11 protein-coding genes are annotated in these 14,447 nt (G+C 51.8%); 5 read left to right on the top strand and 6 right to left on the bottom strand.

Translation table 11 applies throughout. The features are described from left to right. Window positions 1-231 precede the first annotated feature (231 nt). From AC5TBW_RS10135 to AC5TBW_RS10160, 6 genes are all read right to left on the bottom strand, one after another. A complete protein-coding gene (locus AC5TBW_RS10135) occupies window positions 232-1,224 on the bottom strand; it encodes an adenosine deaminase (RefSeq protein WP_495508463.1) in 993 nt (330 codons plus the stop codon). Between the two features lie 49 nt (window positions 1,225-1,273). Beyond that, complete coding sequence (gene cydC, locus AC5TBW_RS10140) at window positions 1,274-2,980, bottom strand: thiol reductant ABC exporter subunit CydC (protein ID WP_495508464.1); 1,707 nt, start codon at window positions 2,978-2,980, stop codon at window positions 1,274-1,276. Next, window positions 2,977-4,650, bottom strand: a complete 1,674-nt coding sequence (gene cydD, locus AC5TBW_RS10145; protein WP_495508465.1) for a thiol reductant ABC exporter subunit CydD — start codon at window positions 4,648-4,650, stop codon at window positions 2,977-2,979. Before cydD ends, cydC begins: the two co-directional genes overlap by 4 nt. A gap of 3 nt (window positions 4,651-4,653) precedes the next feature. After that, window positions 4,654-5,661, bottom strand: a complete 1,008-nt coding sequence (cydB, locus tag AC5TBW_RS10150; RefSeq protein ID WP_495508466.1) for a cytochrome d ubiquinol oxidase subunit II — start codon at window positions 5,659-5,661, stop codon at window positions 4,654-4,656. 2 nt (window positions 5,662-5,663) lie between these two features. Beyond that, a complete protein-coding gene (locus AC5TBW_RS10155) occupies window positions 5,664-7,079 on the bottom strand; it encodes a cytochrome ubiquinol oxidase subunit I (RefSeq protein WP_495508467.1) in 1,416 nt (471 codons plus the stop codon). A gap of 233 nt (window positions 7,080-7,312) precedes the next feature. Continuing rightward, on the bottom strand, window positions 7,313-8,290 hold the full coding sequence (locus tag AC5TBW_RS10160) for a calcium/sodium antiporter (protein WP_495508468.1): 978 nt from the start codon (window positions 8,288-8,290) through the stop codon (window positions 7,313-7,315). Between the two features lie 364 nt (window positions 8,291-8,654). Between AC5TBW_RS10160 and AC5TBW_RS10165 the strand changes: the two genes are divergently transcribed. The 5 genes from AC5TBW_RS10165 to AC5TBW_RS10185 all read left to right on the top strand — a co-directional run bounded on the left by AC5TBW_RS10165 (window position 8,655) and on the right by AC5TBW_RS10185 (window position 14,419). Continuing rightward, window positions 8,655-10,025 (top strand): PqiA/YebS family transporter subunit, encoded by a 1,371-nt coding sequence (locus AC5TBW_RS10165; protein WP_495511945.1) that lies wholly within the window; start codon window positions 8,655-8,657, stop codon window positions 10,023-10,025. Continuing rightward, on the top strand, window positions 10,018-11,715 hold the full coding sequence (gene pqiB / locus AC5TBW_RS10170; protein WP_495508469.1) for an intermembrane transport protein PqiB: 1,698 nt from the start codon (window positions 10,018-10,020) through the stop codon (window positions 11,713-11,715). Before AC5TBW_RS10165 ends, pqiB begins: the two co-directional genes overlap by 8 nt. A gap of 28 nt (window positions 11,716-11,743) precedes the next feature. Further along, window positions 11,744-12,331, top strand: coding sequence for a PqiC family protein (locus tag AC5TBW_RS10175; RefSeq protein WP_495508470.1), 588 nt, complete (start codon window positions 11,744-11,746; stop codon window positions 12,329-12,331). Window positions 12,332-12,395: 64 nt separating this feature from the next. Then, a complete protein-coding gene (locus AC5TBW_RS10180; protein ID WP_495508471.1) occupies window positions 12,396-12,902 on the top strand; it encodes a helix-hairpin-helix domain-containing protein in 507 nt (168 codons plus the stop codon). A 260-nt stretch (window positions 12,903-13,162) separates the two neighbouring features. After that, entirely contained in the window at window positions 13,163-14,419 is a 1,257-nt protein-coding gene (locus tag AC5TBW_RS10185; RefSeq protein WP_495508472.1) for a DEAD/DEAH box helicase, read from the top strand. The last annotated feature ends 28 nt before the right edge of the window (window positions 14,420-14,447 follow it).

Below are 14,447 nucleotides of genomic sequence, written 5' to 3' on the forward strand. Positions count from 1 at the left end.
CCGCTTGCCTTGATATTTGGTGATTTGTCACCAACGTCAGCAAGCGCCCACATGAATTACCTGATCAAATTGTTAAAGAGCTGGTCATCAAGGCCGTGCCCCGTTGACGTGTGGCGTATACTACCCGATTCACCGCCAGGGTCAACAGTGATTTGAATATTTATGAGCAAAAACCTAGCTCTGCATTAAGCGACTGACACATTCAATCAATTAAATTAGATGTTAGCTTCTTTATAATGCCATCAAACGCGCAAACAGCTCAGCGCGACGTGCCTGAGTAGTGAAGGCTTCTTCAATAGCATTACGCGTTAACTGACGAAAAACCGCTTCATCCCAGCCAAACGCTTCAGCGCAAGCAATGTGGTTGGTCAACATACCACCACCAAAATAGGCGGGGTCATCCGAGCTAATGGTTACTTTGAGTCCTTCCGCCACAAGCTTGGGCAGCGGATGATCACGCAGATCCTCGACTACTTTTAAGCTGACATTTGAGAGCGGGCAAACCGTTAGAACAACCTGCTCGCTGCGCAGACGCTCTACTACCTCGTCACTTTCTAAACAACGCACCCCATGGTCAATGCGCTGAACATCAAGCACATCCAGAGCATCTTTAATATAGTCTGCGGGGCCTTCCTCGCCAGCATGAGCCACGCGCACAAGCCCAAGCTGCTTAGCGCGTTTAAACACCTCAGCAAATTTTACCGGCGGGTTGTTTTGTTCAGCACTATCCAGGCCGATAGCATCTATCATTTTCCAATAGGGAGCGGCTTGCTCCAGTACATGCAATGCCTCTTCTGCGGGACGGTCGCGTAAAAAAGCCATAATCATGCCGATAGAGAGATCGAGTGTTTCTTCAGCTTCCTGCTTGGCTTTCAATAATCCAGCCATGACTACCTCAAGGGGAACGCCACGCTGTAAATGCGCTTGTGGGTCAAAGTGCATATCGATATGAACAACACCCTCCCCCCGCGCACGCTTGAAATAGTCCATCGCCAGGTCATAAAAGTCTTCTTCACTACGAAGCACGCTCATCCCCTGAAAATAGAGATTCAGAAACCCCTGCAGATCGTTGAAGCGATAAGCATCTTTGGCTTCTTGAACTGTCGCATAAGGTAGATCGATCCCATTTCGCTGCGCTAACGCAAACATTAACTCTGGTTCCAATGAGCCTTCGATATGCAAATGGAGCTCTACTTTGGGAAGGTCGCGTAAAAATTCGTGCATGAAGGGCTCCTAGCTGCCTTATCAATTAATTAATGTCACTCACTATCGATTATCCAAGCGGACATTGGCTAAGTTTACCGGCATCCAGATGCCAGTGGTACTCAACCCCAGGCAATAAATCTAGCGAACTCACTTGATGAACAAAGAAGATAGCCGTTCGATTGATCAGCCATTTATCCAGGGAAGTCGCAATGTGCTTAGCTGTCGTCGCATCAACACCAGCAAATGGCTCGTCTAGAATCACAATTTGAGGGTTACATAGCATCAGTCGTGCTAGTGCTATACGCCGCCCCTGACCACCCGAAAGCTGATGACCTTTCTCACCCACCGCTGTCGCCAAACCTTTTGGCAACTGCTCAACCCAACGATCCATCGCTACCGCGCTCAACACACCCCAAAGCATGCCATCGCTAGCGGCAGGGTTGGCAATACGTAAATTCTCGGCTAGAGAATCATCAAAAAGGTCAACCTGCTGAGTAAGCATAGCAAAGTGATGGGCACGGCTTGCAGTCGAAAGTTGCAACGATGGCACCCCGCCTACCAACGCCTCTCCCTGCGTCGCTTTTAAGCGCCCCATTAACAGACGAGCTAAAGACGATTTACCGGCTCCCGAGTTGCCAGTTATCACCGCTCGCTTTCCGGCGGGCAGGTGAAACTCAACCTTACTCAACGCGGGCTCAAGAGTCTGGGCATATCGCAGAGATAGCTGATTCGCCCGAATATCTAGGCCGCGATCGTCTGGTAAAGTAGCCGAGGTTTTACTTGCCGAGGGAACATCGGTTAATTCATTTAACCGCTGAACCGCTGCATAGCTCGCGCCGAGCTTTATAAAACTGGCAGGTAGCATAATAAACGCCTCGTTCAACCCGAGCGCTATTAATGCAGCCATCACCAGAATAGGTCCCGCCACCAACTGTTGGCTAAACATAAGACTGGCGAACCATACGACGGCGACTACCATTACTCCGCTAACAACACTTATTAAGCAATTTAATAGCGCAGTCTTACGCCCTAACCGCCGCAAGTTGCTAAAAGCCCGTCGCTCTTGACTGGCGATAAGCGTGCGATGCCAATCGGTCGTTTGGTAGCTCATCAACTCAGCCGAGGCCAGCACTTGGTCAACCACTAAACGACGTAGCGACTGCTGATCAACCACCTGCTGATAGCTTTGCGAAAACCCCCAGATAGCAGCTAAGAGTGTTGCCACTAACCAAAGCAAGCCTAGCGTCAACGCCAACAGTACGGCGACACCCGGCAACCAAATAGCCACAAAAAGCGAAACGACCACCACGCCGAGCAGCGCAACTAACGGTGGCACCAAGAGCCGCAAATAAAAATTATCCAGGGTGTCGATATCCGCCGTTAACCGGCTCAGCCAGTCGCTGGCACGCTCACCGTGCAAGCGGACATCAGGGAAATGCGTTAAATTGCCAAACACCCGATACCGCAAGTCAGCAAGTAGTGTTAACACAGTATTATGGTTATACAGCCGCTCAACATAACGAGCGACGGTACGCGCCAAAGCGAAAAAACGAATGCCACCGCCGGGAACATACACATCCAGTCGCGCTGGAAGGCCTAAGGATAAAGCGATCCCCGTCAATGCGCTGGCGGCTATAAACCAACCCGATAGCCCCAGCAGCGCCAGCCCTGCCACCAGGGTGATCCATACCAACAAAGCACCTAGCAAGAAGCGCCTGCGCCTTTGAACTAAAAGCAGCAACCAAGGGCGGAATTCGCGGTAAATACCCATCATGAGACCACCTCGATCAATTCACCCTTCTCAAAAGCAAAGTGACGATGGGCAACGCCGATGACAGCAGAATGGTGAGTAGCAATCACAAGAGTACGCCCCTCTTGAGCAAGCTCAAGTAAAGCCGCCATAACGAACTGCTCTGTCTCTTGATCTAAACTTGCAGTAGGCTCATCTAACAGCACCAGTGGAGCATTACTGAGATAAACACGGGCAAGTGCCAAACGCTGGGCTTGGCCACCCGACAGTCCGACTCCACGCTCACCAATTAATGTATCTAGGCCTTCGGGTAACTGCGTCAAAAAAGCACCAAAACCTGCGCGCTGAAGCGCTGTGACCATTTCTTCACGAGAAGCTTCAGGAGCCGCTAAGCGGAGATTATCAATCAAGCTGCCGTGCAGGAGACAAGGCTGCTGATCCAGCCAGGCATAATGGCCATTTACCTGCCGCCGGTACTCTCCAGCACTAGGGGCGACAAAGCCCGCCAGTAGCGCCAACAGTGTCGACTTTCCGCTACCGGAAGGTCCGCTTATCGCCGCCACTTCCCCTCTTTGGACAGTGAGATTGATCGGTCCTATTACTTGCCCTCGGCTGGGATAAGCAACGCAGGCAGCGGTTAATTCGATAGCTGATCTTTCTGACAGCAAAGGCAAATGGCGATGAACGCTCACCAAGCTTGGCTGATTAAGTATATTCACCACACTTTCAGCTGCACCGAGTGCCGCCGCGCGATCATGATAGTGCTGAGAAAGCGTACGAAGAGGCTGGAAAAATTCGGGGGCGAGCAGTAGCACCGCCAAACCCGAAAAAAGTGTCAGTGACGGAGAGGGCCCGTACTCGATATATCCCAACAGGCCAAAACCGACATACATGGCCACCACCGCAATCGCGACTGAAGAAAAGAACTCGAGAACGGCAGAGGAGAGAAAAGCCAAGCGCAAAGTACGCATACTTAGACGACGATATTCGTCGGTGGCATACCAAACATCTTTCTGTGCAGCAGATGTCCGGCCGAATAATTGCAATGTCGTCATACCACGTACGCGATCAATAAAATGCGCAGATAATCGCGATACCGCAACGAATTGATCACGGTTGAGGCGCTCCGCCCCCATACCGACCAACGCCATAAAAAGCGGAATGAGCGGTGCAGAAAGCAGCAGAAACAGCGCCACCAAGTAATCGAGCCAGCCTGCCACCGCCAAGATCAACAGCGGCAAGCAGAACGTGATACGCAGTTGAGGGTAAAAGCGCGCGAAGTAACCCTCTAACGTATCGATGTGTTCAACCACTTGACTGGCTAACGAACCACTATGCTGACTGGTAAGCCAAACGGGACCCAATTCAGATAATTTATCTAACAACTGAGCTCTAGCCCGCTGACGAATTCGCAGGCTCGCTTCCAAGCTCAGCGTTTCATGTCCCCACTGAAAGACCGCGCGCAAAAAAACACAGCCCACCAGCAAGCAAAATATTGGCAGTAATGACGTTGGCGACTGGTCGTGAACTATTAACTGATCAATAAGCCAGGCAAGACCCACTACCACGGCAATCGTTTGACTACCTGCCAGTACGCCGCAAAGTACAGAGCCTAGCAGGCGTTTACGCTCTCCCTTAGCCAATGTTTGCAGCCAACTGCGCGGCGTCAAAGAGAGCGCATCTTCAGTTACCATGGATCAGTGGTATCCCTCGCCTACACGCACCTTGCCGCGGAATACCCAATAGGTCCAGGCGGTATAGGTCAATATAATCGGGATAACGAACACCATACCTACTAGCATGAACAGCTGTGACTCCGGTGAGGAAGCAGCATCCCAAAGGGTATAATCCGGCGGTACGATCACCGGCCATTTACTTACAATCAGGCCTAGATAGGTGAAGACATAAATGCCGATAGTGGCCAGGAAAGGCACCCCTTCACGGCGCTTCTGTACCGAACGGAAAACCACAAAAGCACAGGCCAAGGCAGCAAATGGAAAAACCCAAATTAGTTGAATATTGCCGAACCAGCGCTCCCATACCCTAGGATTCACAAACGGCGTCCAGAGGCTAATCACGGCGAAAACAAACAGCACCAGCGCCAGCAGCAGCGGAGTAATTTTATAGGCCCAATCCTGCACATGGCCCTCTGATTTGAGTATTAGCCAAGTCGCCCCTAGCAGCGCGTAGCCTGCCATCAGGCCAAGACCTGTCAGCACTGAGAACGGCGTTAGCCAGTCAAAGGCACCGCCCACGTAGGCGAAATTCTCAACCGGAAAGCCCTGGATATAGGCCCCTACCACGGCACCTTGTGCAAAGGCGGCAACCGCCGACCCCCAGCAGAAAGCACGGTTCCACCAGCGGCGGTTACGGCGAGATTTAAAGCGAAACTCAAAGGCCACGCCGCGGAAGATCAAGCCTGCCAGCATTAAGAAGACGCCGATGTACAGAGCTGGCAAGAACACCGAATAAACCAGCGGGAAAGCGCCCAATAAACCAGCGCCACCTAGCACCAGCCATGTTTCGTTGCCATCCCATATCGGTGCCACCGAGTTCATCATCACATCACGAGCATCCTCATCGGGAGCAAAGGGGTAGAGAATGCCCAACCCCAAATCAAATCCGTCCATCAGCACATACATCATGATGCCGAAACCGATGATGAAGGCCCAGATCAACGTTAAATCAAACATTTCTAAGCTCATGATTAGCTCCTCACCGGGTCAACGTCATCGTCAAAAGGGGTATGCGCAGCAGACATGGGGCGCATGGGGCGCTTGAAGTTCTCGTCGGTGGTATCGCGCTCTTCTTCCGGTAGCATGCCGTTGCGCACCACGCGCGTGAGGTAGTAAATGCCCGCGTAAAACACCACACCGTAAACCAAGGCATAGCCAATCAGCGTAAATAGCGCCATAGGGCCCGTTAGTGAAGGCGTCAAGCCTTCGGCATGCGTCATCATTCCGTAAACAAGCCAAGGCGCACGCCCTGATTCAGTCACGATCCAACCCGCCAGAACAGCGACAAATGGCATGGGGATCATGACAGTCAAGCCTTTTAAAAATAGCCGTTTATCATAAATACGCCCTTTAAGGCGTAACACTAATCCCGTTAACGCCACTGCAATCATTAACAGGCCAATCCCTACCATGACTCGGAAACCCCAGAAGACGATCAACACCGGCGGCTGCTCTTCAGGCGCCGCCTCACTAATACCCGGCACCTCCCCATCGATAGAGTGGGTCAAGATGATACTGGCCAGGTTAGGAATACCCAGCTCAAAGTGATTGGTTTGCGCATCTTGATCAGGAATGGCAAATAACAGCAGCGGCACATTACCGGAGGTTTCCCAATGCCCTTCCATCGCAGCCACTTTAGTCGGCTGGTGCTCTAACGTATTGATGCCATGGAAATCGCCAATAACGGCCTGGGTAGGCGCCAAAAACAGCAGCAGCCAAAGGCACATTGAGAGCGCACGGCGGTTAGCTTCCGGGTCCCGGTCGCGCAACAGAAACCAAGCGCTCACCCCGGCGACGACAAAACCACCTGTCAGGAAGGAGGCAACGGCCATATGCATAAAGCGGTATGGGAACGACGGATTAAAGATCGCCTCTGTCCAAGAGGTGACATGGAAACGGAAGTCGATCAGCTCTACTCCTGCAGGCGTGTGCAGCCAACTGTTAGCCGATAGAATCCAAAAGGACGAAATGAAGGTGCCAACAGCTACCATAATGGCCGCAAATAGATGAACACCTTGAGGAACCTTTCCACGCCCAAATAGCAGGACACCCAGAAAAGCCGCTTCTAAGAAGAAAGCAGTCACCACTTCATAGCTCAGCATAGGGCCGAGAAAATTCGAGGATGCTTGTGAAAAATTGCTCCAGTTAGTACCAAACTGGAACGACATCACAATGCCAGACACCACCCCCATGCCAAAGACAACGGCGAACACCTTTGTCCAGAAGAGCGACAGGCGATCCCAGGCTGGGTTTTTCGTTTTGAAGAACAGGCCATGAAGCAGCGCAATGTAGGACGCCAAGCCAATAGTAAAGACGGGGAAGATTGCGTGAAACGATACAACGAACGCAAATTGCAATCTCGATAACACGAGGGGATCAAGTTCCATTTCACTCTCCTAAGACCTGAATCGGTATCCCATAAAAGGGTTCAAACAAGCTTAGTTGAGCCTTAGTGGCACGACACTTTTAGTTATAAGCACTAAGCTTATTCTTTTGCGCTGCTAATGACCTTTGACCACGCCCTTCTTGGACAATCATCATACAATAATCAATAGATGTCCAAGATGAGTCGCATTGACGCACCAAGCACTAGAGCGGTGCACAACACATCCTAGTACCGCTACCGTGACATGATGACAACGCTGACCATATAACCGGTGTATGCGATAAATAGTGCTAACAGAATACCGCCTTCCAAACGATTAATGCGCCGTGGACGGCCACGCCAAGAAAACGCAAACAGGATCATCAGAAGCGTCATACCGGTCATTACGCTCCAGTCGCGCACCAATACTTCCCGTCCGGCTTCGATAGGGGCGATCACACCCGCAAGCCCAACCACGGCCAAACTATTAAATAAGTTGGAACCCACCACATTGCCTAGCACCAAATCGTGCTCTTTACGTCGCAAGGCGCTGACCGAAGAAGCAAGCTCCGGTAGCGAGGTACCAATCGCTACCACTGTTAAACCAATGATCAGGTCACTTACGCCAAAACGAACCGCAATCTCCACTGCCCCCCACACCAATAGGCGTGAACTTGCAATGAGTAGAAGCAGGCCTACCAGGGTCCACATAATGGACTTACCACGAGACATCGGCTTGCTATCCAGTGTCTCAGCGACTTCAGAGACGATTGCATCGTCTGGCTGGCTGCGTGAGCGGACGATACTGACAACGATAAAAGTTACTAATCCCAGTAAGAGACAGATAGCTTCCCAACGTGCTACAAATCCATCCAGTAGCATTAAGCCAGTCGCCAGCATGACCAGCATGAGTATCGGCATCTCTTTGCGAATAACGCTGGAGTGAACAGCCAACGGCGAAATAAGCGCTATCAGGCCTAGAATCAAACCGATATTGGCAATATTCGAGCCATAAGCATTACCCACCGCCAAACCGGGGTTGCCGTCCAATGCCGCCAGCACTGAAACCATCATTTCCGGCGCTGACGTACCAAACCCGATAACCAGCATGCCGATCAACAGCGGTGAAAGCCCAAGCCAACGCGATGTTGCTGCAGCACCGTCAATAAACTTTTCAGCACTCCAAACCAACAAGATCAAACCAAACAAAACCGCTAATATGGGGAGCAACATTTCATTTCCTTCATGACATAATGATCGGCACTAATTTTCAGGGTGGTGCATCTTAATACCGCTTCAGCCTAGTCAGTAAGATGCTATTCCTAGCAATGATAACTAACACATTGCGACCTTCTGTTAAGCAACTATCCTGACAGAATATGAAAGCGGTCATTTATGCTGTCACACTCAGCTTGCCATTGCGCCGCAGCATCGTTGTCTAAACTAATGCCATGGTCAAGCGGCTTGGCTATGTTTTTGAACATTATTTCAGTGACATAGACTTGCTAAAATGTGTAATTAACAGCTTAATTCGCCACATCCTAGTAGTTTAGCTAGGCATTCGCACTGAGAGTTTTGGTTTTTGCCCCAGCAACGATTGATTAAACGCCGCACACTACCGGTTAACACCCCCCTCGTTGACCGCTCACCGCCTGAGGTTCGCACTCAGCGAAGGCGCTTGCGCGCCTGTCATGAATGTGACTGGGTATCCGCACTACCACCGCTAAGCTCTGGCGAGAGAGCAAGCTGCCCTAGGTGCTCGCATGTTCTAGTCAAACGCCACCGCTACCCGGCGCAGCGCAGCATGGCGCTTGCCATCGCATCTCTCATTGCACTGATGGTGGCCGTCTCATTCCCTTTTATTAGCTTTACCGTTAGCGGGATTAGCAACCGCATTGAGCTGACGCAGACCGCCACTGCCCTGATTGGCTTTCACCAACCCCTCGTTGCGATCGCCATCATCATGACCATAGTGGTATTGCCAGCGGTATACCTGCTTGGCGTGCTTTGGCTCCAGTTTGGCCTCTTGCGCGACCAACCCCTGCCCTTTAGCCGCGATATAGCCCGCTCATTAGCGCATCTAATACCATGGATGATGGCCGATGTATTCATCATTGGCGCCCTCGTCAGCCTCATAAAAATCGCCGGTTTGGCTGAGGTTGAGGTGGGCATCTCCTTTTGGGCCTTTTGCACTTTTGCGCTGCTGCTGCTGATGACGACTCAGTCTATCGATGCGGATTGGATGTGGTTCTCGCTTGAGGGGGAGCCACTATCTCCTGATAACACTCAAACGGGCATGCCTGCCGCGGATCAAGGGCTAACGGGCTGCCCCACCTGCGGACTTATTAATCGCCTATCACCACACGGCCGCGGGCATTGCGTGCGCTGTCACGAAAAACTTCACCGGCGTTTACCCCATAGCTTACAGCGTACCTGGGCACTGCTGGGGGCATCAGCCATCATGTACATTCCTGCCAATATCTACCCGATTATGACCACCACCAGTTTGGGCAACTCCTCACCATCCACCATTATTGGCGGCGTCGTTCAGCTGATCCAAATGGGCTCCTGGCCAATCGCAGCCGTCATTTTCATCGCCAGCGTGATTGTTCCAGTGGGCAAATTGGTCGCCTTAACGTGGCTTTGCTTAGTGGTAAGGCGTAGCAGCGTACTAAATGCACAAAGCCGCACCCGGCTGTATCGACTAACAGAATTTATTGGCCGTTGGTCCATGGTGGATGTATTTGTGGTGGCTATATTAGTGGCATTGATTCGCGCAGGATCATTAATGTCTATTACACCAGGGCCAGCAGCGCTCGCCTTCGGCTCCGTAGTTGTGTTAACCATGCTGGCAGCGATGACCTTTGATCCACGCTTAATTTGGGACACCCCTCTCCCACAACGAAACTCTCTTCGCTACTATCTTCTTCGCCGTAAAACGGCCACCAAGGAACCTGTTGATGGCTAATGAAACACCGCCTAATACCAATCAAAGCAACACTGAACCCAGCAGTGAGCAGGATTTAAATAAGGCCAAAACTTCGCGTCAAACCCGCCTTTCCCCTATCTGGGTAGTACCGATCGTTGCCATCGCAATAGGCCTATGGTTGGTGTATGACAACTACTCTAGCCGCGGCACACTGGTAACACTGACCATGGAGAGCGCAGAAGGTATTGAAGCGGGCAATACGCTTATTCGCAGCCGCAATGTGGAAATCGGGCGAGTGCAAAGCGTAAGCCTCTCCGACGACCTCTCTCATGCCGTTTTAAAAGCTCGCATCCAGCCAGAAGTAGAAGATATGCTGCGCGAAGACAGCCGCTTCTGGGTAGTCAAACCGCGAATTGGTCGTGAAGGGATTAGCGGTTTAGGCACCGTGCTATCGGGAGCTTATATTCAACTTGAGCCAGGCACCGAAGACGCACCAAGGCGCGAATTTCCTGTTAGCGACATCCCCCCTGTGGCCCCTGCCGGGCAGGCAGGACTGCGGCTTAGCTTAACTAGCCAGCTAGGAAACTCATTACGCGTCGGCGACCCGGTCTCGTATCAGGGCTATACCGTAGGGCGTATTGAAGAAAACAGCTTTGAACCAGAATCGCGCACCATGCAGCACCAAGTATTTATTGAAGAGCCCTATACCGACTTAGTGACTGACGGCACACGCTTTTGGACCTCTAGCGGCGTGGATTTTCGATTGGGTGCCGATGGCTTGCGGGTGAATGTTGAATCCATCGAGGCGTTACTCGGTGGTGGCGTGACATTTGGTGTGCCTGAAGACCTGCCAATGGGCCAGCCAGTCGAAGCCAATACTCGCTTCACCCTCTACGCGGATGAGGACGCCGCCCGGGAAGGCACATTTAATCGCTACTTAGAGTATGTACTGCTGGTAGACGAGACGGTGCGCGGACTTACCAAGGGAGCCCCTGTAGAGTTTCGCGGCGTACGTATAGGTACCGTTGCCGCAGTACCGTGGAACTTCACAGCCCCCCAACCCGATTCTCGTGCGCGCTTTGCAATTCCCGTACTGATTAGAATAGAGCCTCAGCGCCTGGGCATTGAAAATAGTGATATTGATTTAGAGGAGTGGGAAGCACGTTTTGAACGCATGTTTGGTCTTGGACTACGCGCGTCACTTAAAAGTGGCAGCTTGCTAACAGGTGCGCTGTTTGTCGACCTGAATTTCAATCGCGACTTGGCCGATGAGTATGTTGCCGAACGCTTTTCCGAGCGCGCCGTATTCCCTACTGTGGCGGGTGGGTTTGCACAGATTCAAGCGCAAGTGACCGATTTGCTTGAAAAATTGAACGACCTTGAGGTTGAGCCGTTACTCGCTGGCTTGGATCGTAACTTGCAGGCCTCCGAAAGCGTGCTTAATGAAGTGCGTGAAGTCAGCGCTTCTATCAATGAGCTACTGAATGATCCTGAGACCCAGGCGATTGGTGGCAACCTAAACGGGACTCTTGAGGAACTGCGTAGCACGCTTGAAGGGCTGTCTCCGTCATCGCCCGCTTATCAAGAGCTCACCACTGCCATCGAACGACTGGATCGTTTAATGCGTGATTTGCAGCCACTTACCCGCACGCTTAATGACAATCCCAGGGCTCTGCTGTTTGACAACCTGGATACCCAAGACCCCATTCCGCGCGCGCCACGTGATTAAGGAGACCTCCATGCTTATAGGGAGAAGTATGACGAACTGGATCAAGTGTTTACTGCTACTCATGATCTGCGCATTGGTATCGGCTTGTGCCAGCAGTGTCGCCCCTCCTGCGCGCTATATGCTGCCGACCGGCCAAATGAGCAGCACCACAAACCAGCCCGAGGGTACGCTCGTTCTAAGCGCGCCTCGGCTGGCCCACTACCTAGATGTAGACGGCATAGTGATGCAGCTGGACGACATTACGCTGAACGCTGCACGTGAACATCAATGGGCAGAAGGACTGGATCGTCAGTTAGAGCGAAGAATGCGTGCCAACTTATCGCAAGCACTGCCAACCCTCAGGGTTATACGCGCAGAGAATGAACCCTCTGACGCACTGACCCTGCGTCTAAGCATTGACCAGTTTCAAGGTCGATTTGATGGCGTAGCCGTCGCTAGTGGCCAATGGCAATTATTAAACGCTGCTGGTGAGCTACTGGTAATGGAGAATTTTCACGCCGAGACCCCACTGGAAACAGACGGCTACCCGGCACTAGTGCGAGCGCTAAGTGAAAGCTGGGATCAAGCTGCCGCGCTTATTGCTACCCAAATACGCCAAGGCAATTATTTTAAGTAATTCACGGTTTTCTAAACGTAGCTTACTGACCTACGCTTAATCCAGCTTTCTCAGGGATGCTCCCATGACAGATGAACCGAACAACACTGCTGCATTACCCGCTGTGCAACTGCGCGATGCAGTGAACACTCTGATGCAGACAGTCACGACGATGCTGGAGGGAAAAGTTTCACTCACAACCCTTGAATCAGCATTGCACAGTCACGATGCCCTGCTAGATCAGTTAGCAGTGCACTCACTCGATGCATCAACGCTCGCAGCGCTTGAACGTATTGAGCAATTTATTACCTTGCGCGCGGGTGACTACTATCAAACCGCGACCGACAAGCTAAATGATCAACAGAAAAACCGTTTGATTTCACTGTTTGCACGACGGCTACTAGCCCTAGAGGGGCTAGGGCCAGCAACGGCGCGCCAGTTATTTCAATTAGGCGTGTTTACCCCTGAACAGTTTTTTGCCTTGACGCCTGGAGAACTTGCCCAGCTTCAATTACCGCCTGCAACACTGGCTCGACTGATTCCTTTACATGCCCAGCACTCTTCGCTGACACGAGACAGCCAAGCAAGCTGACGTCATATAATCGTGTTACACTGTTCGGCTTATTACTGATACGTAAGTTTTCTGATTTGCCCGTGCATATCAGATCGCAGTGCTACTAGGTACTGTAGTCTTCACGTCTCCTGTCACGGTCATCCACGGCTAACCAACGACCATCGCGGCACGCTGAGATTCGCTGCCGCGAAGATCAATCAACCTCGCTTTTTGAACATTACATCTAGTGGAAACAACCAATTACCGGTAGTAACACACTAGGTGACTGCGGAGAACGCATGAGCTTTTCTGAACTTGGCCTGCACGCCGACCTATTACGCGCCGTCACAGCGCAAGGTTACACCGAACCTACGCCGATCCAACAACAGGCCATCCCTGTCGTATTAGAAGGTCGTGACATGCTAGCCAGCGCCCAAACCGGTACTGGTAAAACTGCAGGTTTTACACTGCCAATGTTGCAACGCCTAAACACCGGCAAGCGCCCTGGCAAACGTCAGGTGCGCGCATTGGTGCTGACCCCTACTCGTGAGCTTGCTGCTCAAGTAGGCGAAAGCGTATCAACTTATGGCCAACATTTAGCACTGCGCTCGCACATTATCTTTGGCGGCGTAGGTCAGCAACCTCAAATCGACGCACTCAAAGCCGGCTTGGATGTACTGGTTGCCACACCTGGCCGTCTTTTAGATCTACACCAGCAGGGGCATGTCGACCTCTCCTCGGTAGAAATATTAGTATTAGATGAAGCAGACCGCATGCTTGATATGGGTTTTATCCATGACATCAAACGCCTACTGCGACTAGTGCCTAAAAAGCGCCAAAATTTGCTGTTCTCTGCCACGTTCTCGAATGAGATTCAAACCCTGGCTCAACAGTTGCTGGACAATCCAGCCATGATCGAAGTGGCCCCACGCAACGCTACCGCTGAGAAAATTGAACAGGCCATTTACCGTGTAGATCGTGAGAAAAAGCGCGAACTGCTGGCCCACTTAATTCAACAGAATGGCTGGTTCCAAGTGCTGGTATTTACGCGTACCAAACATGGCGCTAACCGTCTTGCAGAACAGCTATCCAAGCAGGACATCCCCTCCATGGCGATCCATGGTAATAAAAGCCAGGGCGCTCGCACCCGCGCGCTAACGGCATTTAAAAGTGGCGATTTACAGGTGCTCGTGGCTACCGATATTGCTGCACGCGGCCTTGATATTAATGAGCTCCCGCACGTCGTCAACTTTGACCTGCCCAACGTAGCGGAAGATTACGTCCACCGCATTGGTCGCACCGGGCGCGCTGGCAGCAATGGTGAAGCTGTCTCGCTGGTATGTGTCGATGAAGACGGTCTGCTGGGCAATATTGAGCGGCTGATTAAACAGACGCTGCCGAAGCATATAGAACCTGGTTTTGAACCTGATCCCACCATCAAACCAGAGCCCATCGAGAATGGCCGACGCAATCAGCGCCAGCCTCGTGCCAAACGCAAACCTGAAGGGCAGAGTGCAAATACCGGTGGTGAACGCAAGCGCCGCGTTCGCCGCTAGCGCGGCTTCTTGGAATATGCGAAGGTGT

Source organism: Vreelandella sp. ssv (genome assembly GCF_059448525.1).

Excerpts from the sequence above, each read along its gene's own strand:
- AC5TBW_RS10135 (WP_495508463.1), bottom strand. The coding sequence starts at position 1,224 with ATGCACGAATTTTTACGCGACCTTCCCAAAGTAGAGCTCCATTTGCAT.
- cydC (WP_495508464.1), bottom strand. The coding sequence starts at position 2,980 with ATGATGGGTATTTACCGCGAATTCCGCCCTTGGTTGCTGCTTTTAGTT.
- cydD (WP_495508465.1), bottom strand. The coding sequence starts at position 4,650 with ATGGTAACTGAAGATGCGCTCTCTTTGACGCCGCGCAGTTGGCTGCAA.
- cydB (WP_495508466.1), bottom strand. The coding sequence starts at position 5,661 with ATGAGCTTAGAAATGTTTGATTTAACGTTGATCTGGGCCTTCATCATC.
- AC5TBW_RS10155 (WP_495508467.1), bottom strand. The coding sequence starts at position 7,079 with ATGGAACTTGATCCCCTCGTGTTATCGAGATTGCAATTTGCGTTCGTT.
- AC5TBW_RS10160 (WP_495508468.1), bottom strand. The coding sequence starts at position 8,290 with ATGTTGCTCCCCATATTAGCGGTTTTGTTTGGTTTGATCTTGTTGGTT.
- pqiB (WP_495508469.1), top strand. The coding sequence starts at position 10,018 with ATGGCTAATGAAACACCGCCTAATACCAATCAAAGCAACACTGAACCC.
- AC5TBW_RS10175 (WP_495508470.1), top strand. The coding sequence starts at position 11,744 with ATGACGAACTGGATCAAGTGTTTACTGCTACTCATGATCTGCGCATTG.
- AC5TBW_RS10180 (WP_495508471.1), top strand. The coding sequence starts at position 12,396 with ATGACAGATGAACCGAACAACACTGCTGCATTACCCGCTGTGCAACTG.
- AC5TBW_RS10185 (WP_495508472.1), top strand. The coding sequence starts at position 13,163 with ATGAGCTTTTCTGAACTTGGCCTGCACGCCGACCTATTACGCGCCGTC.